This is a genomic window from Corynebacterium simulans, from assembly GCF_001586215.1.
Taxonomy (GTDB): Bacteria; Actinomycetota; Actinomycetes; order Mycobacteriales; family Mycobacteriaceae; genus Corynebacterium; species Corynebacterium simulans.
Genome location: NZ_CP014634.1, coordinates 2,323,594 through 2,343,337, shown reverse-complemented (window position 1 = coordinate 2,343,337; position 19,744 = coordinate 2,323,594). Strand labels below are relative to the sequence as shown.

The window sequence follows — 19,744 nt, the reverse complement described above, 5'->3', positions numbered from 1 at the left end:
CCCTACTCTAGTAGCGCACCGCTCCTTGGATCGGCATAGAGTCCACCGGAACGACCTGAACCGGCACGCCATAGGTCGAAGCATGTACTACCTTGCCATCGCCGACGTACATGCCGACGTGGGTAACTCCTGGGTAGTAACCGATGATGTCACCGGGTTCGAGCTGATCGAGCGGGACCTGGGTGCCACCTGCGAGCTGCGCCTGGGAGGTACGCGGAATGGACTTGCCCATCTGCTGATAACTCCACACCATAAGACCCGAGCAGTCAAAGACGTCAGGGCCCGTAGCACCCCAGCCATACGGCGCACCCAAGCGGGTAAGGGCAGCTTCGACGGCCTTGGAACCGGAACCGTCGGACAATGCGGCAACGTCAACGTCCTTAGCACCGAAGCGGCCCACAAAGGCAGCGCGCTGCTCCTCGCTTAGGCTATCGACCTTTTCCTCGATCTCCTTCTTCTGTGTTTCGAGCTCTTCCTGCTCCTTGAGAAGGCGATCCCGCTGCCGTTCAAGCTCCGCAGCCTTATCCTGTGCGGCCTTTACGGCAGCGGCGGCCTCGTCTTGCAGTCCACGAGCGACGTCGGCGGCTGCAGCCTTGTCATCAAGATTGCGTTGCGCGGTGCGCGAAAGCGCACCAAGGTAGCCCATACGTTCAACAGCGGTGCCAGGATCTGCGGCATCCAAAGCGGCTGCGACGGCACTGGTGGAATCACCGCGGTAGCGCGACTGGGCGATGCCGTTGATGCGATCTTGTTGGTCTGTTACGGCAACAGCTGCAGCATCCGCTTTTATGCGCGCGTCATCGGCGCGCTTCTGGAGTTCTTCTACTTCCTTTTCGGTAGCGGCCAGTGCATCCTCGGAAGCCTTGACTTCCTCGTTCTTGGCGGCCACGCGCTGGGCGACGTCCGCGACACGGTCAACCAACTTCTGCAGGTCCTCGCTCGCAGGACTGCCAGGTTCCTCCGCGGGCGCTGCGGCAGCCGGTGCTTCCTGGACTTGCTCGACCTCTTGTGCCGTCGCGGGAGGCACGACCGCCACGCCCCAAGCGGTGGATACGGTAAGCGCTGCGGCCAATGCCGCGTAGAAAGTGCGGCGGGCCCGCAAAGTGGAAGAAAGCACGGTAGAAGTTCCCAAACTTAAAAAATAATAATAGACCGCTTGATACTAGCGTATATCTCGCACTGAAAGCGAGTATACGAACAAAGAACTATAAAACCACAAATAGCCCCTGCCGTCCATAAATAATTGGAGGCAAGGGCTAGTAATGCCGAATGCAGCTGCTTAAGCCTTAGAAGCGAACTGCGGAGTGGATCGGCATGTAATCCAGAGGGCGCTCCTGAACCGGGACACCGGAGTTCAAAGCGTCGATGATGGTGCCGTTGCCGGTGTAGATACCGACGTGGGATGCACCAGAGTAGTAGACGATGATGTCGCCCGGCTGCAGAGCATCCAGGGAGACCTGCTTGCCAGCAGCAGCCTGAGCCTGGGAGGTGCGTGGGATCTCAACGCCAGCCTGGCGGTATGCCCAAGAGGTCAGACCGGAGCAGTCGAATGCGCTCGGGCCGTTTGCGCCGTAAACGTACGGTGCACCAATGGCGGAGCGTGCAGCTGCGAGAGCCTTCTGGCCTGCAGACTGTGCCGGAGCAGCGGCCGGAGCCGGTGCCTGTACGGACGCTGCGTAGTTTACGTTCTCCTGCTGCAGGGACGGAACATACTGCTGGATGTTCGGAACCTGGTTGATGTTCGGGACGTTCTCCAGACCCGCAACCTCGAAGCGGTAGTCGGTGTTAGGAATGACTACCTCGGCACCCTGTGCAACTGCTGGGACTGCAACTGCTGCGGACGCTGCAGCAACTGCGGTGGTTGCAATACGGCGGGTAGTGATTGCGCCCTGACGACGGTGCTTAGACACGAATTAAACTCCAAATCTTCCTGTGTGCCTACTTCGAATGAGCACGCGTAATTACTTCGCAGAAATACTGGAAGTAAAGATTCACGCTCTGGTTCACAATTTCTGCAAACCATTCGGAGCTCTGACCCGGGGCGGGCCTAGCGTTCGTTGATGCTCCGTTCCTGTAGGAGCATCTCCACTCGGCCCCCGGTTTAGGAGGGGCCAGATGCGGCACTTAAATCTTCAGTTCGTTATTGAGCACCACTTCGTCGGTAACTCAATGTCTCAAATAGGTTACGAAACTGTCACGGCCAATGTCGAATCACCGACCCAAAACCACGGCCGTTATCGTCCCGTTATCTTCCATTGACATTTCCGAAATGTTTCAGACCTTTAGCCGGGGAACGCTCCCCGTTATCACTTTGAGACAAAGCCTAACCTGCGAAAATAATGGCCGCTAATGCCGTTTGCGGGAAACTCATTATCATCAACTTTTGAACCAAATTTAGCGTAAAAATTGAGACAGTGACCTTCCTCACAGCTCAGTTTTGGGCCAGAATTGGAGGCTCACCAGCCCCAATTTTCACACACATTTGAACTCAGTTTTGGCGAGTTTATGCGCTCGGAGAATGCGCTACTTCCCCCCCTTAAAGCGTGCTCTTTATCCCCAGAGCTCTCTCCTTAAAGACTGAATGGATTGCTTCCTATATATAAAGAGTAGAAAACGGCAAGCAACACAGGCGCCTAGCGGGCCGATGTGGGGATCGCTAAAGCCCCCGCCTCTCCTACTAGCAGTAGGAAAGACGAGGGCTTGTGAGCGAGTTTCAGGCTCTTATATAGAAGCCTTAGATGCGGCCGTGCTCTTCGTCTTCGCGACGGTTTGCCTCGTTGAGGCGGCGGAACATTTCTGCCTCCTCAGCGTGGTTCTCCTCGTGAATTTCGTGGACACGGTGCATGAGTGCGGAGTCATCCGGGGAGAAAATACCCTGGGTCTCAGAGTCAGCGAAGCCAAGCTGGTTGAGCTGCTTCGGAACCTGAGCGCCAGCGTACTCCAGCGGAACCGGGTGGCCGTGCTCGTCGACCGGGCCAAGCGGCTGGTGGACCTCGATGAAGGCACCATTCGGCAGCTGCTTGATAACACCGGTCTCGATGCCATGCTCCAAGACCTCGCGGTCGGAACGCTGCAGACCAACGCAGATGCGGTAGGTCATGAAGTAAGCGATTGGAGGCAAGACGATGAGGCCGATACGACCAACCCAGGTCATTGCGTTCAGCGAGATCTGGAAGAAGTGTGCGACGTGGTCGTTACCACCGGACAGGGTCACCAGCAGGAAGAAGGTGATTGCCATTGCGCCGATAGCGGAGCGAACCGGAACGTCGCGCGGACGCTGCAGCAGGTTGTGGTGAGCGTCGTCGCCAGTGAACTTCTTCTCCAGGAATGGGTAAGCGAACAGCAGGACGACCATCGCACCACAAAGCAGTGCAACCCAGAATGCGGAAGGAATGGTGTAGTTGCCGAGGTACAGCTCCCATGCCGGCATGACACGAGCAACACCGTCAGTCCACAGCATGTAGATATCCGGCTGGGAACCAGCGGAGACCTGAGACGGGTTGTACGGGCCAAGCAGCCAGATGGCGTTGATGGTCAGCAGACCAGACATCAAAGCCAGAACGCCAGCAACCATCATTCCCATGCCGATTGCCTTCGTAGCGAAGACCGGCATAATGCGGACGCCGACAACGTTGTTTTCTGCGCGGCCTGGTCCAGGGAACTGGGTGTGCTTCTGGAACCAAACCATGATGAGGTGAGCGGCAACCAGACCCAGGATAATGCCCGGGATAACCAGAACGTGCAGGATGTAGAAACGGTCCAGCATGAGGTCGGACGGGAAGTCGCCGCCGAAGATTGCCCAGTGCAGCCAGGTGCCGATAATAGGCAGGCCCAGGATGATAGCGGACATGATTCGCAGACCAACGCCGGAGAGCAGATCGTCCGGGAGGGAGTAGCCGAGGAAGCCCTCGACCATGCCCAGGAGAATCAGTGCACAACCGATGATCCAGTTGGCCTCACGCGGGCGACGGAACGCACCGGTGAAGAAGATGCGGAGCATGTGAGCAACCATGGACATCATGAACATCAGTGCTGCCCAGTGGTGCATCTGGCGGATAAACAGGCCGCCGCGAACCTCGAAGGAAAGATCCAGCGCAGTTGCGTAAGCGCGGGACATCTCAACGCCGTTCAGCGGGGTGTATGCACCGTCGTAGATGACCTTCGTGATGGAAGGGTCGAAGAACAGTGCCAGGTAGATACCGGTCAGCAGCAGGATGATGAAGCTGTAAAGAGCCATCTCACCGAGCATGAAGGACCAGTGGGTCGGAAAGACCTTGTTCAGCTGGGTTCGCAGTACTCCGGCTGCGGAGTAGCGCGAATCCATGTTGTTGCCCATCTTGGCAAGTTTGTTACTCATTATGACTTACGCTCCCAGAATGCAGGTCCGACAGGCTCGATAAAGTTGCCCTTGGCAACGAGGTAGCCCTCTTCGTCCACGCCGATCGGCAGCTGCGGCAGTGCACGGGCTGCAGGTCCGAAGACCGGCTTGCCGTAGTGCAAAGCGTCGAACTGCGACTGGTGGCACGGGCACAGAATGCGGTTGGTCTGAGCCTCGTACAGAGAGGTCGGGCAACCAATGTGGGTACAGATCTTGGAGTAGGCGTAGTAGTCGCCGTAGTGGAAGTCTTCCTGACCAGCACGCTCAATTGCCTTCTGTGCGTCGGAGTGACGCAGGCGGATGAGCATCACGGCGTTGCGGTTGCCGTGAATGGAGTGCATGTGGTTTTCGTAGACGTCCTTATCCTCAGACCACAGGTCACCATCGTTGACGTCTTCCGCAGCAAGCGGGAAGACAGTCTCCATGCCGCCGGCAGCGAGGTCCTCAGGACGCACGCGAACCAGACGAGCGAGGCCACGGGTGGTGTAGTGGGTACCGGACTCGCCCTCGTGCTTTTCCGCAATAGTAGAGGTATCGCGAGCCAGGTAGAGCTTCACGCCCTTCTCGTGCATGGTCCAACCGGAGGTCCACAGAGTGCCGTCGCCAGCGTAGTTAAGCTCGTGGCGCTTCTTCCATGGGTTGTTGATTGCGCCGCCCAGCGGAGCAATAACGGACAGACCAAACAGAACGCCTGCGCCGCCGAGCAGACCCATGATGGTTTTGCGACGACCCAGAGTGGAGGTCTTCCAAGAATCGTTCAGAAGAGCAGTCAGGGTGCGGCGGTCAACTTCCTCGGAAGGGCCGTCGTGACGACGCTGAACGGAAATCTCTTCAGGCAGAATCTTCTTAACGTACTGAACGATGGCAAAGCCCAGGGCCAAAATAGCCAGGCCAGCGGTAACACCCAGCAACGGGGTGTAAAGGGTATGCCACCAGATGCCGTCCTCTCCCAGCATCTTGTACTGCCAAGGCCAGAAAAGGTAAACGCCAAGGAAGGCGATACCAGCGATGACAGACAGTGCCAGCCAGAAGGTGACGTTACCGGCGGCGCGCTTTTCAGCTGGGTCGCCATCAACCGGGAAACGCTCCTTGCGGAACGCAACGGTTACGTCATCGAGCTCGGTGCCGAGAGCGGCAAGCTCATCGTTGCTCATCTTGTCGAGCTCTGCGTTGGTGTAGTTCTTCTTTACATTGCTCATGAGCGCGATCCAATCCACATAGCGGCAACGCACAAAGCGCTGATGCCGATGATCCACATTGCGAGACCCTCAGCAACCGGGCCCAATCCACCAAGGTCCCAGCCTGCTGGAGACGGGGTTTCCTTTGCAGACTTGAGGTAGGCGATGATGTCCTTCTTCTCGTCTGCGGAAAGCTGACGGTCGGAGAACTTAGGCATGTTCTGCGGACCAGTCAGCATTGCCTGGTAGATCTCCTGCTCGTTGGCCGGAGCCAGCGGCGGAGCGTACTTACCGGAGGACAAAGCGCCGCCCTGGCCGGTGAAGTTGTGGCAGGATGCACAGTTCATGCGGAACAGCTCGGAACCCTTAGCTACGTCCTCGGCCTGGATCTGGCCGTTGTAGTTAGCGCCACGAAGAGATTCCTGAGCAATGGTGCCGTCTTCGTTGTAGACGATGTCAGCGCCGCCACCATTTGCTGCAACATAAGCTGCAAGCGCCTGGGTCTGCTGCTCGGTGTAACGCGGGGTCTTGCGCTCAGCCTGTGCGTCGTTGGACATCATCGGCATGCGGCCGGAGTGTACCTGGAAGTACACGGAGCCAGCACCGATGCCAACGAGGGACGGGCCGCGGCCCTCGATGCCCTGCAGGTTGGCACCGTGGCAGGTGATACAAGCAACGTCGTAGATGTCCTTGCCCTCTTGAACGAGAGCCTGGTCATCCTTCTGAGCGGTTGCGATCTGCGCGTCTGGGGTCAAGGCGGAAGCCAGGACACCAGCACCAGTCAGACCGATGCTCAGAGCGAAGGCGCCGGCAAGAGTGCGCTTCGCCTTGCGGCGACGGCGGGTCTTCTTAGCCGCGGCAGTGGTCTCTTCCACTGCGGCGGTTTGCTGAATGTTATCCATCATTTTCCTTTAGATAACTCGTACACGGAAATGGATGGCTGTAGGCCGAGAGCCTGCTCCCGGGCTCCTACGGCCTACTGGACTAGGTAGATGACTACGAACACGCCAATCCAGACAACGTCGACGAAGTGCCAGTAGTAGGACACTGCCATCGCTGCGGTTGCCTGTGCTGGCGTGAACTTGGACTTAGCAATACGCGCCAGAATGATCGCGAAGGAGATAAGGCCTGCAGTCACGTGTGCAGCGTGGAAGCCGGTCAGGATGTAAAAGACCGAACCGAAGACGCTGGACTGAACAGTCACACCGTGCGTGATCAACTCTGTCCACTCAAATGCCATGATGCCCAAGAAGACAACACCCAACAGCAAGGTCACTGAGTACCAGAGTCGGAGCTTGTATACGTCACCCCTTTCTGCTGCGAATACGCCGAACTGGGAGGTCACGGAAGACGAAATCAGCACTGCCGTGATGATGAATCCCATCGGCACGTTGATATGGGCGGTATGCTCCGCCCAGTCGCCTTCCTGGCCGTTTGCACGCGAGGTGAACCACATCGCGAACAGTCCGGCAAAGAACATCAATTCCTGAGACAGGAACACGATGGTGCCAACGCTGACCATGTTGGGTCGGTTCAGCGCGGCAACACGTGGTGCTGCCATACCTTGGTTTGAAACTACGCTCGTCACGCATAACAGTATGGCCGGTCAGAGACGTGAAGTCACTTTAATTCCCCCCGATTTTTTGAAGCTACTTTTCGCCATGCCACAGCGCTTTGCCAGCAAAGGTTAATTTTGGAGAAAAATCGGCTGCTAGCGGGAACTTTTGCTACTGCTTTACGACGTCCCATCCGTGCAGGTAAACAGCTTATTGGCCGGTTAACCGCCGAAAGGACCGCGAAATCGTCGGAAAATTTGAACACTTAAGATGCGCTTTGCAACCGAATTGAGCAATTAGGTCGATGATATAAATCACAAAACGGTCGCTGCTAAAAATAGCAGGTTTCCAACTTTCGGTTGACCCCCGCGAAAATAGCCCCTAACGTGCCATTACTCGGCGATATAGCGCGCGTTGAGAGCAGCTTTCACTATCGTCTCCTCCCCCGCTACATCCGCTTTAGAAAATCTTTTAGATTTTGTGGGAACTTTTGGAACCTTCCATCCGACGCAGAGATCGCCAAAGTCCCCCACCACGGAAAGTGATGGGGGACGCGAGAAGTTTTAGGCGGGCGTTATGGGCTGCCGGGATAGGCCGCCACTAACGCGCAAGGAAAGTTAGTGCTTTTCCTTCGGCAGACCGTACTGCAGGGACAGACCGGTAACGGAAGCCACCAGGCAAGCAGCGCCGAGAACGATGAGCCAGAAGTACAGGAAGATGATGCCCAGACCAAGCAGCGCGATGGAGCCGGTCATAGCCAGCGGCCAGATGGAACCCGGGGAGAAGAAGCCGAGGATGCCAGCGCCGTCCTCAGTCTCTGCCTCTTCCCAGTCCTCAGGAGCGACGTCGACGCGGGAATCGGTGAAGCTGATGTACACGCCGAGCATGATGCACAGCAGGAACGCCAGGGTAAGGCCGACGATGCCTGCCCACTCCGGACCGTACAGGTAGCCGTCATCCTTCACGAAGTTCACGCCGAGGACGTAAACAATCAGGGAAACAAACAGGTAGGTCGCAATCGAGTAGAAGACCTTAGATGTTGCACGCATTGTGAAATTCAGTCCTTTTCTACTTATGCCTTCGGGGTGTCAACGAAGTTGTCACCGGTGCGGGTATCGCGCTGAGAGTTGAACGGAGAGGTGGTCACTGCGTAAGGATCCTGGCCGATGTGCTCAAGAGCCTCAGCGTTGGTTGCCTCCGGGTTCTGCTCACGGAACTTCAGGTACTTATTGAAGTCATCGCGGTTAACAACACGGATCTCGAAGTTCATCATGGAGTGGTAGGTACCGCACATCTCGGCACAGCGGCCAACGAATGCGCCTTCCTCATCAATCTTCTCAATCTGGAAGCGACGCTCCTGAGCGTTAGCCTCTGGGTGCGCGTAAACGTCGCGCTTGAAGAGGAATTCCGGAACCCAGAATGCGTGGGAGACGTCACCGGAAGCGAGACGGAACTCAATCGGGGTCTCGGAAGGAAGAACCAGAACCGGAACCTCCTCGGTGGAGCCAACAGTCTCGATCTTGTTGAAGTTCAGGTAGGAGATGTCCCCCATGGACTTGCCGTGAATTGGGTTCGGGTTCTCCACGCCCTCCGGGTCAACGGAGGATTCTTCAGCAATCTTCTTACGCTCGGTGTCCTCGCCGTTGTAGTTCTCGCCGTCTACCTTGTTCTCGGCGTAACCGAACTTCCAGTTCCACTGGTAAGCGGTGACATCGACGGTAACCTCTGGGTTCTTGTCCAGTGCGGTGACCTTCTGCTGCGCCTGAACGGTAAAGAAGAACAGGCCCATGATGATAAGAATTGGCACGATGGTCAGAGTCATCTCCAGCGGCACGTTGTACTGCAGCTGCTTAGGGAACTCGCCCTTGCCATCCTTTTCAGCCTTCTTCGCGTTCCACTTGAAGATGGCGGTGAGGAAGAGCCCCCACATGATGAAACCAACAATCCATGCTGCAACCCAGACCCAAATCCAGAAGTTGTACATAGACTCCGCCTCAGGGGTAATACCCTTTGGCCAACCAAAGCCCAAGAGGTTCTCAACGGCGGTTGGAGCTTCTACGTCACAACCGGCCAATGCGAAGCCGCCAAGAGCGATTGCGCCAGCTAGGCCCGCCTTACGGGCAAAGTTGCGCTGCTTACGCTGTCCCACGTGTGTTCTGCCTTTCTGTCCACACAAACTTCTCGAATACTCACAGAGCATTCCTATCCAATCAGGATAGTGGATGGAGCCTGCGTTTCTTAAGCATTTGATAGCTTCACAGGCCTTCCGAAACACTCTGCAAACTGCGAACGCACTGCATGTTACCGGCCCACCTGCACAAGGGCAGAACCAACCCCTCGAATGGCGGGTTTAGCCTATGACCCAATTCACAAAGGCCATGCGGCTAAATCATCCGAAAGTTCGCACCCTAACGGGTAAGCTGCGCCAACCCCTCCCCGATTGCTGGACAAAGACTGCCACGAAGCTTGTAACTCGGCGCGCGTAACTCCATTTAGGATTTAAGCCCCGTAAAGTATTCGGAAGAAAAAGACCCTTGATTAATAAGGAGCAACCACCCTATGTGCGGACTTTGCGGACTACTGACCGCTAATCACGACGCGGCCAAGTACGTAGATGCCCTCGAACAGTCCTTGCAGTGCATGCACCACCGCGGCCCGGATGCAGCGGGCACCTGGCATGACGACGACGTCGTCTTTGGCTTCAACCGCCTGTCCATCATTGACCTTGAGCACTCCCACCAGCCACTGCGCTGGGGCCCAGAAGATAATCCAGAGCGTTATGCCCTGACCTTCAACGGCGAGATCTACAACTACATCGAGCTGCGCGAGGAGCTTAAGGCAGCTGGCCTGAAGTTCAACACCGAAGGCGACGGCGAGCCCATCGTCGTGGGCTATCACCACTGGGGCGAGGATGTAGTCAATCACCTGCGGGGCATGTTTGGCTTCGTTATCTGGGACACCGAAACCAAGACGATGTTTGCCGCCCGCGACCAGTTCGGCATCAAGCCGCTGTATTACGCCACCACCGAGGCAGGCACCATCTTCGCCTCCGAGATGAAGTGCATCCTCGACATGGCCGAGCCGCTGGGTCTAGACCTCAGCCTCGACAAGCGTGCAATTGAGCACTACGTCGATCTACAGTACGTTCCGGAACCGGAATCCCTGCACGCTAATATTCGCCGCGTCGAATCCGGCTCTACCGTCACGCTGCGCCCGGGCCAGAAGGTGATAAACGATCGCTACTTCAAGCCGCGCTTCCCGGTCCAGAAGGTGGCAGAAGGCAGCGAACAGCAGCTCTTCGACAAGATTGCTAAGGCGCTGGAGGACTCCGTCGAAAAGCACATGCGTGCAGACGTCACGGTTGGCTCTTTCCTGTCCGGAGGCATCGACTCCACCGCGATTGCAACCCTGGCGAAGCGCCACAATCCGGATCTTTTGACTTTCACCACCGGCTTCGAGCGCGAAGGCTACTCCGAGGTCGACGTCGCCGCAGAATCTGCTGAAGCAATCGGCGTTGAGCACATCGTCAAGATTGTCTCCCCAGAGGAATACGCCACCGCGGTTCCAAAAATCATGTGGTACCTGGACAACCCGGTGGCCGATCCTTCCCTGGTTCCGCTGTACTTCGTAGCCCAGGAGGCTCGCAAACACGTCAAGGTCGTTCTCTCCGGCGAGGGCGCGGACGAGCTGTTCGGCGGCTACACCATTTATAAGGAGCCGCTTTCGCTAGCACCATTTGAGAAGATCCCTTCCCCGCTGCGCCGTGGCTTAGGCCAGCTGTCTAAAGTTCTCCCAGAAGGCATGAAGGGTAAGTCCCTACTCAACCGTGGCTCCATGACCATGGAAGAGCGTTACTACGGCAACGCCCGCTCCTTTAACTTCGAGCAAATGCAGCGCGTTATTCCGTGGGCCAAGGAGGAATGGGACCACCGTGAGGTCACGGCGCCCATTTATGCGCAGTCCCGTGACTTCGACCCAGTTGCCCGCATGCAGCACCTCGACCTGTTTACGTGGATGCGCGGCGACATCTTGGTCAAGGCCGACAAGATGAATATGGCTAATTCCCTGGAGCTGCGCGTGCCGTTCTTGGACAAGGAAGTCTTCAAGGTGGCAGAAACCATTCCGCGCGATCTGAAGATTTCCCACGGCACCACCAAGTACGCTCTGCGCAAGGCAATGGAGCAGATTGTTCCGCCACACGTTCTGCACCGCAAGAAGCTCGGCTTCCCAGTTCCAATGCGCCACTGGCTGGCTGGTGACGAGCTCTACGGCTGGGCACAGGACCAGATCAACGAGTCCCAGACCGAGGACATCTTCAACAAGAAGGAAGTTCTGGAGATGCTCAAGGAGCACCGCGACGGCGTGAGCGATCACTCGCGCCGCCTGTGGACGGTCCTCTCGTTCATGATCTGGCACGGCATCTTCGTAGAAAATCGCATCGATCCGCAGATCGAACAACGCGACTATCCGGTAAAGCTATAAGCCTGGTTTCGTCACTTTGACGTTTATCCAAAAAGTGCCCGCCGCTTGCCCTGTCTCCCTTATCTTTCAAAGGGAGGAACAGAGGAAAGCGGCGGGCACTTTTCGTGCTTGCAGCCACGAAGGGCCTTAAGCCAAGACGCTTTAAGCTGAAACGCTTAAAAGCGCGCTATTTAGTTAAAGGAGTCACCACAAGCGCAGGAGCCACCGGCATTCGGGTTGTCAATGGTAAAGCCCTGAGACTCAATGGTGTCAGCGAAGTCGATCTTTGCGCCAGTGAGGTAAGGAACGGACATCTTGTCAACGACGAGGTTTACGCCATCAACGTTGTCGACCTTGTCACCATCGAGGCTGCGGTCGTCGAAGTACAGCTGGTAACGCAGGCCAGCGCAACCACCTGGCTGGACGGCAATACGCAGAGACAGGTCATCACGGCCTTCCTGCTCGAGCAGTGCCTTTGCCTTTGCGGCTGCTGCCTCAGTCAGGATGACGCCGGTAGCGGAAGCTGGAGCGGTCATGTCTTCTCCTCTATTAAGTACGGGTTTTTCTGGCCTCTACCCTACCCTCAATGTTTCGAAGGTGGAAAGGTTGACCTCGCTTACGTCTTTCACAACACCGGGCAGGGCGGGCCTATTCCCATTTAACGGCCACAACCTTGTAGTCTGATCAACGTGAAACTTCCGTGGCAAAAAGATGAAAAGGCGGACGGTAGCGCCGCCCTCCCCGCTTCTCAGATGAGCGAAACCCCGGCTGCTAAAAAGCCGGAGGAACACCGCAAGGGTTACACCCCGCCGAAGGGTCGTCCCACGCCGAAGCGCGATCAGCAAGAGATCGCCCGCGGCGTCAAGCGCGATCCGCACGGCATGTCCGAAGCCCAGCGCTACCAGCACCGCAAGGAGATGAAGGCTTCCATGTCCAAGGAGGAATGGAAGGCCTATAAGCGCAAGGAGCGCGAGGAATCTCGTGCGGCTAACCGCCTTGCCCAGGAGCGCATGGCGAGCGGCGACGAGCGCTACCTGCTGCCCCGCGATAAGGGCGAAGTCCGCCGCTACGTGCGTGACTGGGTAGATTCCCGCAAATTCATCAACGAGTGGATGATGCCTGCGATGCTGCTTCTGCTTGTGGTTATGATGCTGGCCAACTTCAGCCCCAACGTTGCCAACTGGGTCAATATCTTCGCCATGGTGGTTATCGCGGTAATCGCCATCGAGGGTTTCTGGCTGGCTCGTCAGTGCAACAACGCAGTGCGCCTGAAGTTCCCGGGAACCACCGAGGCTGGCTTCGGCTTGGGCTTCTACGCATATACGCGCGCTTCCCAGCCGCGCAAGTGGCGTACCCCAAAGCCACGCGTCGAGCGCGGCGCTACCGTCTAAGGCAGTCTTACTTAATCTAGGTAGTTATTTCTAGGTAGTTATTAAGGAGTAGCGATGTCTGAGCTCACGCCGGTTCCGCAGCCTGATCAGCAAGCAGGCCGCGCCGTCGCCGACGCGTTGGCTTCCTCTGTACGCGGAGATTCTTTCGGTAGGTTGAGCGGCGTCGCGAGCTGGCTTGCTGCTTGTCAGGGTGTCGTACCAGCGGCGGCTTTGCGCCGCCCACGCGTTGTCGTCTTCGCTGGTTCGCATGGCATCGCTACCCGCACTTTCGAAGGTGTCGGCCTTTCTGCTTTCGCGCCCGAATCCGACGCGCAGCAGATTGCTGAATTAAAGGAAGGCACCGGACCGAGCCACAGCTTGGCACGCCGCGCAAGCGCCAGCATCACGGTCGTCGATTGTGCGCCCTCCGCCCCTATCGACGCCGAGCCGGCGATGGGCAACGAGGAGTTCGAGGCGGCGTTTTCTTTGGGCCAAGCCACTGCCGACGCCGAGATTGATTCCGGCGCCGATCTGCTCATTCCCGCCGAGGTGGGCGTTGGTGCTACCACCGTTGCCGCAGCGCTCATGGGTCATTTCACCAGCACTGAGCCGGTCGCCATCGTGGGTCCTGGCTCGGGCACCACGGATGCAATGTGGAAGACCAAGGTCACCGTGATCCGCGACGCCATGTTCCGCATCCGCAACTTGGAGGGCGCGGAGGTTATTCAAGCCGCATCCTCGCCTAGCTTTGCGGCGTTGGTGGGCTTTATCTGTCAGGCCACTGCGCGCCGCACGCCGCTGCTTATCGACGGCCCGCTGTGCGCCGCCGCCGCAGTCTTCGCCGAGTCCCTCGCACCAGGCGTAAAGCAGTGGCTGCTCGCGGCGAATGTCACCACGGAGCCGGCACACATTAAGGCCTTGCAGCTGCTGGAGCTGCGCCCACTGCTTGAGCTTGAGATGCGCGCCGGACAAGGCCTGGGCGCACTGGCCGCGTTGCCGCTCATTCAGTCCGCCCTCGAACTTGCCGCGGACGAACTCAATGTTCTCGCAGCAGCTCAAGAGCCGACTCTAGAATCGGCTCAAGAATAGGCCCAAACAGGCGCCGCAGGATTAGTCGGCCTTCTCAACCAGCGTGTGCAGCCAGCCGTGGTTATCTTCTACGCAACCACGCTGGATGCCAGTGAGCCGCTCGCGCAGCGCCATCGTGGTCTTGCCGGCTTCGTTGCCGTTGACCTTGAAGTCAACGTCGTCGCCCATGACATGGCCCACTGGAGTGATAACGGCGGCGGTGCCGCAAGCAAAGGCTTCCGTCATCGCACCCGATGCAACATCATCGCGCCACTGTTGCGCAGTGATGCGGCGCTCCTCAACTTTAAGCCCCATATCCTGTGCTACCTGCAGCAAGGACTTACGGGTAATGCCCGGCAGCAAGGAGCCGGATAGCTCTGGGGTAACCAGGGCCTGGTTTCCTTCCTCGCCGTAGATAAACGCTAGGTTCATCCCGCCCATCTCTTCGATGTACTTGTGTTCGATGGCATCGAGCCAGACCACCTGGTCGCATCCCTTCTCCGCAGCCTGTGCCTGCGCAAGCAGGGAGCCTGCATAATTGCCAGCGAACTTCGCCGCACCAGTGCCACCTGGAGCCGCACGCACATAGTCGGTGCACAGCCAAACCGATACCGGTTTGATGCCACCGGAAAAATATGCGCCTGCCGGTGAAGCAATCAGCACGTAGCGATAAGAATTCGCCGGGTGAACGCCCAAGGAGACCTCAGTGGAAATCATAAAGGGGCGCAGGTACAGCGCCTCCTCGCCGCCCGCGGCTGGAACCCACGCCTGATCGACGTCGACTAGCTGGCGCAGCGACTCGATGAACTCTTCCTGCGGCAGCTCCGGCATGGCCAAACGCGCCGCAGAATCGATGAAACGCTGCGCGTTTTCTTCCGGGCGGAAAGTGGCGATGGAGCCATCCAGCTGGCGGTAGGCCTTAATACCTTCGAAGATGGCCTGGCCGTAGTGGAAGATGTTGGAGGCTGGGTCCATGCTAAACGGTGCATATGGACGCACCTGCGCGTCATGCCAGCCTTTTTCTTCGTTCCAGTCAATGGTCACCATGTGGTCGGTGAACTTTTTGCCAAAGCCAGGATCCTGGAGAATCTCGGCCAGTTTTTCAGTTGAAGTGGGGTGCTCAGTACGCGTTACGGTGTAATTCAACATGCCCCACACGCTACTCCCTTTTTCTATAGGAGGGCAGGCAAAATTCGCCTAAAGATGTGAGCTAGACGGGTAGGGTGTGTGAGGTAAAACCATTTTCAATCCCGAATGCAAGGAGGAAATCGTGGCAAAGTCCGCGTTTACCCTGCCCGCCCGCGGCAGCTTCCCATCTGTTGAACTGGCAAAGAAGGCCCCAAAGAAGGCCGACGCATTGCTCATCGCAGCCTTCAGCGGCGAGGATGGCCTTGAGGTTCCGGGAAGCGACGCTCTGGATTCCGCTGCGCTGCGCGCTACCTACGAGGCGCTTGCTGCGGTAGGCGCAACTGGCCGCGCGGGCGAAATCACCCGCATCCCTGCACCGCAGGATTCCATCGCGCCGCTCATCGTCGCTGTCGGCTTGGGTGACGCTGAGCTTCTCGACGACGAGATGCTGCGCCGCCACGCCGGCACCGCCGCGCGTGCGCTCACCGGCGCTGGCACCGTGGTCACCACCCTTGCGGACTTTGGCCTGACCGCCACCGTCGAGGGCCTCATCCTTGGCGGCTACGCTTACCGCGGCATCCGTTCCGGCGAGACCAACGACTCCGAGTCGCCGGCTTCCTTCAGCGTTATCGCAAACAAGAAGGCAGCCGAAGAGTTCGAGGCCGCGCGCGTTGCCGCTGAGGCTGTGAACCTCGCCCGCGATCTGGTAAATACCCCGGCTAACGAGCTCTACCCCGAGTCTTATGCCGAATTCATCTCCAACGAGGCTGCCGCGGCAGGCCTGGAGGTAGAGGTACTAGATGAAAAGCAGCTGAAGAAGGAAGGCTACGGCGGCATCATCTCCGTGGGCAAAGGCTCCAAGCGCCCACCACGCCTAGTGCGACTTACCTGGGCGCCGAAGGATGCCACCAGCACCGTTGCTCTGGTGGGCAAGGGCATCACCTTCGATACCGGCGGCATCTCCTTGAAGCCGGGCGCCGGCATGTGGGACATGATCTCCGACATGGGTGGCTCCGCAGCCATGGCCGCTGCCATCATTGCGGCCGCCAAGCTGGAGATCCCGGTCAAGGTCACCGCTACCCTGCCATTTGCTGAAAACATGCCAGGACCAGGTGCTACCCGCCCAGGCGATGTGATTACTCACTACGGCGGAATCACCTCTGAGGTGCTCAACACCGACGCCGAAGGCCGCCTCGTTTTGGCAGATGCCATTGCTCGCGCCAGCGCGGATAAGCCGGAGTACCTCATCGAGACCGCTACGCTTACCGGCGCGCAGATTGTCGCGCTGGGTACCCGTACCGCTGGCGTCATGGGCTCCGATCTCTTCCGCGACCGCATTGCTGAGATTGGCCGCGAGGTCGGTGAGAACGCATGGGCAATGCCGCTGCTCGAGGAGCACGACGAAGAGGTCAAGTCCCAGGCTGCCGATATCCGCAATATCAACGCTAAGCGCGAGGGCGGCATGGAATTTGCCGGTACCTACCTGCAGAAGTTCGTCGGCGAGGGCATCGAGTGGGCGCACATCGACGTCGCCGGCCCGTCCTGGAACAACGGCGCACCGCACGGCTACACCCCGAAGCGCGCCACCGGCGTTCCGGTTCGCACCGTGGTTGCAGCGCTGCGCGAAATCGCAGAGTCCTAAACCGCAGCCCTAGCTTGGGCTTCTACTCAGCGCCGTGCTCACGCTCAAAGCGGGCGCGGCGCTGTCTTTGTTCTTCTCGCTTGCGCAAGATGCGTTCGCGCTCCATACGCTCGCGCATGCGCTGGGGGTAGCCGGTTTCTTCTACGTCGTAGACATCGCATTGCAGCAGTTTCGCCACGGCATCGATGCCCTTCGGCCCTCCGATCCGGCGGCGGATGAACTGGCCAGTCTCATCCACGACAACCACGGACATCTCGTTGACCACCGTTTCGGGTTCTACAAATGCTTCGATATAGGCGCGTCCGCGCGCCCACTCAGAAAGGGCTGCTGCGTCTTCCTTCCGGATCGTCTCGCCAGGCCCACGTGGGGGCCGCAGCTGGGACCTAGATCTGTTTCGACGGAAGGGATTAAACATAGGCCATGAGTCTACTCCCCCGTGTACTTACGCACTTAAAACGGACTGGTGGACCCAGATGTGCACGCTAGTCGCACACACGCGGTAGGATTGAGCATCAGCGTTAAACAATTCCGACTTCCGAGGAGTCTTATTACTTATGGCACACTCTGTTGTGATGCCCGAACTGGGCGAATCCGTAACCGAAGGCACGATTACCCAGTGGCTTAAGTCCGTGGGTGACACGGTCGAGGTCGACGAACCATTGCTCGAGGTCTCCACCGATAAGGTCGACACCGAAATCCCTTCCCCCGTTGCGGGCACCATCCTCGAAATCAAGGCTGACGAAGATGACGACGTAGAGGTCGGCTCCGTCATCGCCATCATTGGTGACGAGGGCGAGTCTGCTTCCGATTCTTCCGCTGAAAAGCCAGCCGAGGAAAAGGAAGAAGCCAAAGAAGAGCCGAAGGCTGAAGAGAAGAAGGAAGAGGCTTCTGCACCGGCTGCTTCCGGCTCCGCAACCGACGTAGCTATGCCAGAGCTCGGCGAGTCCGTCACCGAGGGCACCATTACCCAGTGGCTGAAGTCCGTAGGTGACACGGTCGAGGTCGACGAACCACTCCTCGAGGTCTCCACCGACAAGGTCGACACCGAAATCCCATCCCCAGTCGCCGGCACCCTGACCGAGATTCTCGCCGACGAAGACGACACCGTCGACGTCGGAGCCATCATCGCCCGCATCGGCGACGGCAACGCTGCCCCTGCAGCTTCCTCCGAAAAGGAAGAAGCCAAGGAAGAGCCAAAGGCTGAGGAAAAGGCAGAGCCGAAGGCTGAAGAGAAGAAGGAAGAGGCTTCTGCACCGGCTGCTTCCGGCTCCGCAACCGACGTAGCTATGCCAGAGCTCGGCGAGTCCGTCACCGAGGGCACCATTACCCAGTGGCTGAAGTCCGTAGGTGACACGGTCGAGGTCGACGAACCACTCCTCGAGGTCTCCACCGACAAGGTCGACACCGAAATCCCATCCCCAGTCGCCGGCACCCTGACCGAGATCCTCGCCGACGAAGACGACACCGTCGACGTCGGAGCCATCATCGCCCGCATCGGCGACGGCAACGCTGCCCCTGCAGCTTCCTCCGAAAAGGAAGAAGCCAAGGAAGAGCCAAAGGCTGAGGAAAAGGCAGAGCCGAAGGCTGAAGAGAAGAAGGAAGAGCCAAAGGCTGAGAAGTCTGCAGACGCTTCCTCCACCCCGGCTGCTTCCGAGGGCTCTTCCAAGATCAACAACGGCGATAACGTTCCTTACGTCACCCCGCTGGTACGCAAGCTGGCGGAAAAGCACGGCGTTGACCTTTCCACCGTTTCCGGCACCGGCGTTGGCGGCCGCATCCGCAAGCAGGATGTCCTGGCAGCTGCAGGCGAGGGCGAGGCACCGGCGGCGTCGGCAGCCGGCTCCTCCAACCCACGCGCACGCTGGTCCACCAAGTCCGTGGATCCGGAAAAGCAGGAGCTCATCGGCACCACCCAGAAGGTCAACCGTATCCGCGAGATCACCGCTGCAAAGATGGTTGAGGCTCTGCAGATTTCCGCACAGCTGACCCACGTCCAGGAAGTCGACATGACTGCCATCTGGGATATGCGCAAGAAGTCCAAGCAGGCCTTCATCGACAAGCACGGCGCTAACCTGTCCTTCCTGCCGTTCATCGTTAAGGCAACCGTTGAGGCTCTGGTTTCCCACCCGAACGTCAACGCTTCTTACAACCCTGAGACCAAGGAGATGACCTACCACGCAGACGTCAACGTGGCTATCGCCGTCGATACCCCACGTGGCCTGCTGACGCCGGTCATCCACAAAGCACAGGACATGTCCCTGCCAGAGATCGCAAAGGCTATTGCTGAGCTGGCTGACAAGGCCCGCAACAACAAGCTGAAGCCGAACGACCTCACCGGTGCCACCTTCACCGTCACCAACATCGGCTCCGAGGGCGCACTCCTCGATACCCCGATTCTGGTTCCGCCACAGGCCGGCATCCTGGGCACCGCCGCTATCACCAAGCGCGCAGTTGTTGTCAACGAGAATGGCCAGGACGCAATCGCTATCCGCCAGATGTGCTACCTGCCGTTCACCTATGACCACCAGGTTGTCGATGGTGCAGACGCAGGTCGCTTCATCACCACCATCAAGGACCGCCTTGAGACCGCCGACTTCGAGGCTGACCTCGAGGTCTAAGGAGTTAAGCCCTTAGTAGTTTAGGGTTTCCGCCCCGCAGGCTCCCCTGTTTCCACTGCTGTGGATACTCGGGAGCCTGCGGGGTTTTCACATATCTCCCCCTCAAACGGGGGTGTTAGGCCTGCCCGAATCTGTCCGGCGATTTCTCAGCCCTGTTCCTCGCCCACGGGCTGCGTAGGGATTCTATTCGGCACTTTTAGGCTCCCTACGCGTCCATGGGCCACGCCGTTGCTGTGTGGTGCACGAAAAGACTTCTATAAACCGATTTAGGTCACAGCCATAGGCTTTATACTTGGGGTCGGTTTAGGCCATGTTTTAGGCATTCACCATGACGTCCTTCACGGA

The 19,744-nt window shown here is 58.3% G+C and carries 16 protein-coding genes; 5 read left to right on the top strand and 11 right to left on the bottom strand.

Translation table 11 applies throughout. From position 1 onward, the window contains the following. Positions 1 to 7 precede the first annotated feature (7 nt). The 8 genes from WM42_RS10950 to ctaC form a co-directional block, all read right to left on the bottom strand. Complete coding sequence (locus tag WM42_RS10950; RefSeq protein ID WP_235591261.1) at positions 8 to 1,117, bottom strand: C40 family peptidase; 1,110 nt, start codon at positions 1,115 to 1,117, stop codon at positions 8 to 10. A gap of 169 nt (positions 1,118 to 1,286) precedes the next feature. Then, positions 1,287 to 1,910 carry a C40 family peptidase gene (locus WM42_RS10945; RefSeq protein ID WP_062038183.1) on the bottom strand — a complete coding sequence of 208 codons (624 nt, stop codon included), beginning with the start codon at positions 1,908 to 1,910 and terminating at the stop codon, positions 1,287 to 1,289. An 824-nt stretch (positions 1,911 to 2,734) separates the two neighbouring features. Then, the gene (qcrB, locus tag WM42_RS10940) at positions 2,735 to 4,357 is read right to left on the bottom strand and encodes a cytochrome bc1 complex cytochrome b subunit (protein ID WP_062038180.1); all 1,623 of its coding nucleotides are present in this window, start codon (positions 4,355 to 4,357) and stop codon (positions 2,735 to 2,737) included. Continuing rightward, positions 4,357 to 5,577, bottom strand: a complete 1,221-nt coding sequence (qcrA, locus tag WM42_RS10935) for a cytochrome bc1 complex Rieske iron-sulfur subunit (protein ID WP_062038177.1) — start codon at positions 5,575 to 5,577, stop codon at positions 4,357 to 4,359. The genes qcrB and qcrA overlap by 1 nt, the downstream gene beginning before the upstream one ends. Beyond that, positions 5,574 to 6,461, bottom strand: a complete 888-nt coding sequence (gene qcrC, locus WM42_RS10930) for a cytochrome bc1 complex diheme cytochrome c subunit (RefSeq protein WP_062038174.1) — start codon at positions 6,459 to 6,461, stop codon at positions 5,574 to 5,576. Before qcrC ends, qcrA begins: the two co-directional genes overlap by 4 nt. A gap of 71 nt (positions 6,462 to 6,532) precedes the next feature. Next, positions 6,533 to 7,144, bottom strand: coding sequence for an aa3-type cytochrome oxidase subunit III (gene ctaE / locus WM42_RS10925; RefSeq protein ID WP_431732860.1), 612 nt, complete (start codon positions 7,142 to 7,144; stop codon positions 6,533 to 6,535). 585 nt (positions 7,145 to 7,729) lie between these two features. Further along, positions 7,730 to 8,161 (bottom strand): aa3-type cytochrome oxidase subunit IV, encoded by a 432-nt coding sequence (gene ctaF / locus WM42_RS10920; protein WP_061923558.1) that lies wholly within the window; start codon positions 8,159 to 8,161, stop codon positions 7,730 to 7,732. 23 nt (positions 8,162 to 8,184) lie between these two features. Next, positions 8,185 to 9,261 carry an aa3-type cytochrome oxidase subunit II gene (gene ctaC / locus WM42_RS10915; RefSeq protein WP_061923561.1) on the bottom strand — a complete coding sequence of 359 codons (1,077 nt, stop codon included), beginning with the start codon at positions 9,259 to 9,261 and terminating at the stop codon, positions 8,185 to 8,187. Between the two features lie 410 nt (positions 9,262 to 9,671). Here ctaC and asnB point away from each other — a divergent pair, with 410 nt between their 5' ends. Further along, positions 9,672 to 11,594, top strand: a complete 1,923-nt coding sequence (gene asnB / locus WM42_RS10910; protein ID WP_062038171.1) for an asparagine synthase (glutamine-hydrolyzing) — start codon at positions 9,672 to 9,674, stop codon at positions 11,592 to 11,594. 170 nt (positions 11,595 to 11,764) lie between these two features. Here the strand turns inward: asnB and WM42_RS10905 are convergent, their stop codons facing one another. Then, entirely contained in the window at positions 11,765 to 12,109 is a 345-nt protein-coding gene (locus WM42_RS10905) for a HesB/IscA family protein (protein WP_061923570.1), read from the bottom strand. Positions 12,110 to 12,262: 153 nt separating this feature from the next. Here WM42_RS10905 and WM42_RS10900 point away from each other — a divergent pair, with 153 nt between their 5' ends. Both WM42_RS10900 and WM42_RS10895 read left to right on the top strand, forming a co-directional pair. After that, positions 12,263 to 12,964 carry a DUF3043 domain-containing protein gene (locus WM42_RS10900; RefSeq protein ID WP_062038168.1) on the top strand — a complete coding sequence of 234 codons (702 nt, stop codon included), beginning with the start codon at positions 12,263 to 12,265 and terminating at the stop codon, positions 12,962 to 12,964. A gap of 54 nt (positions 12,965 to 13,018) precedes the next feature. Beyond that, entirely contained in the window at positions 13,019 to 14,032 is a 1,014-nt protein-coding gene (locus WM42_RS10895) for a nicotinate-nucleotide--dimethylbenzimidazole phosphoribosyltransferase (RefSeq protein WP_062038165.1), read from the top strand. A gap of 21 nt (positions 14,033 to 14,053) precedes the next feature. On the opposite strand, the gene WM42_RS10890 is transcribed toward WM42_RS10895, so the two are convergent. Further along, a complete protein-coding gene (locus WM42_RS10890) occupies positions 14,054 to 15,160 on the bottom strand; it encodes a branched-chain amino acid aminotransferase (protein ID WP_061923579.1) in 1,107 nt (368 codons plus the stop codon). Between the two features lie 121 nt (positions 15,161 to 15,281). On the opposite strand from WM42_RS10890, the gene WM42_RS10885 reads away from it, so the two are divergent. Further along, positions 15,282 to 16,781: a leucyl aminopeptidase gene (locus WM42_RS10885; RefSeq protein WP_062038150.1), complete on the top strand. Its 1,500-nt coding sequence runs from the start codon at positions 15,282 to 15,284 to the stop codon at positions 16,779 to 16,781. A gap of 22 nt (positions 16,782 to 16,803) precedes the next feature. Here WM42_RS10885 and WM42_RS10880 read toward each other — a convergent pair whose 3' ends face one another. After that, positions 16,804 to 17,196 (bottom strand): hypothetical protein, encoded by a 393-nt coding sequence (locus tag WM42_RS10880; RefSeq protein ID WP_061923587.1) that lies wholly within the window; start codon positions 17,194 to 17,196, stop codon positions 16,804 to 16,806. A 139-nt stretch (positions 17,197 to 17,335) separates the two neighbouring features. On the opposite strand from WM42_RS10880, the gene sucB reads away from it, so the two are divergent. Further along, positions 17,336 to 19,399, top strand: a complete 2,064-nt coding sequence (gene sucB / locus WM42_RS10875; RefSeq protein WP_062038148.1) for a 2-oxoglutarate dehydrogenase, E2 component, dihydrolipoamide succinyltransferase — start codon at positions 17,336 to 17,338, stop codon at positions 19,397 to 19,399. The last annotated feature ends 345 nt before the right edge of the window (positions 19,400 to 19,744 follow it).

Bases quoted from the DNA above. Each gene is read 5' to 3' on its own strand.
- qcrB (WP_062038180.1), bottom strand. From the start codon at position 4,357: ATGAGTAACAAACTTGCCAAGATGGGCAACAACATGGATTCGCGCTAC.
- qcrA (WP_062038177.1), bottom strand. From the start codon at position 5,577: ATGAGCAATGTAAAGAAGAACTACACCAACGCAGAGCTCGACAAGATG.
- qcrC (WP_062038174.1), bottom strand. From the start codon at position 6,461: ATGATGGATAACATTCAGCAAACCGCCGCAGTGGAAGAGACCACTGCC.
- ctaF (WP_061923558.1), bottom strand. From the start codon at position 8,161: ATGCGTGCAACATCTAAGGTCTTCTACTCGATTGCGACCTACCTGTTT.
- asnB (WP_062038171.1), top strand. From the start codon at position 9,672: ATGTGCGGACTTTGCGGACTACTGACCGCTAATCACGACGCGGCCAAG.
- WM42_RS10905 (WP_061923570.1), bottom strand. From the start codon at position 12,109: ATGACCGCTCCAGCTTCCGCTACCGGCGTCATCCTGACTGAGGCAGCA.
- WM42_RS10895 (WP_062038165.1), top strand. From the start codon at position 13,019: ATGTCTGAGCTCACGCCGGTTCCGCAGCCTGATCAGCAAGCAGGCCGC.
- WM42_RS10890 (WP_061923579.1), bottom strand. From the start codon at position 15,160: ATGTTGAATTACACCGTAACGCGTACTGAGCACCCCACTTCAACTGAA.
- WM42_RS10880 (WP_061923587.1), bottom strand. From the start codon at position 17,196: ATGTTTAATCCCTTCCGTCGAAACAGATCTAGGTCCCAGCTGCGGCCC.
- sucB (WP_062038148.1), top strand. From the start codon at position 17,336: ATGGCACACTCTGTTGTGATGCCCGAACTGGGCGAATCCGTAACCGAA.